The following is a 286-nucleotide window of genomic DNA, read 5'->3' on the forward strand; positions in this document are numbered from 1 at the left end:
CAAGCGTTATTTCCAACGTATTTTATTTTGTCCAGAATAAGCATAGTACTTTCTGTAATAAACAGACTTTCACCACACGCCATAAATCCACCATCTCTAACTTCTATGTTATGTTTTTTGTTAAGATCAAATTTTGCTTTTGGTGGATGAAATGGCATTGCTAAAAGATAGAAGAAAATAATAGGCATTTCCCCAATCAGGCTTGAAATCCCAAATATCGTGATGGGTATTGTTAAAATTCCGCTTAATATTTTAGTTTGTATTTTTTTAGTCAATCCGAATAGTA

At 31.8% G+C, this 286-nt stretch carries 1 protein-coding gene; it reads right to left on the reverse strand.

The window, feature by feature from the left end:
- The coding region (locus tag Q1A73_RS24520) for a hypothetical protein (protein WP_299611472.1) at nucleotides 1-188 on the reverse strand (188 nt) is incomplete at its 3' end.
- Between the last annotated feature and the right edge of the window lie 98 nt (nucleotides 189-286).

This window comes from uncultured Aquimarina sp. (assembly GCF_947492115.1).
GTDB lineage: Bacteria > Bacteroidota > Bacteroidia > Flavobacteriales > Flavobacteriaceae > Aquimarina.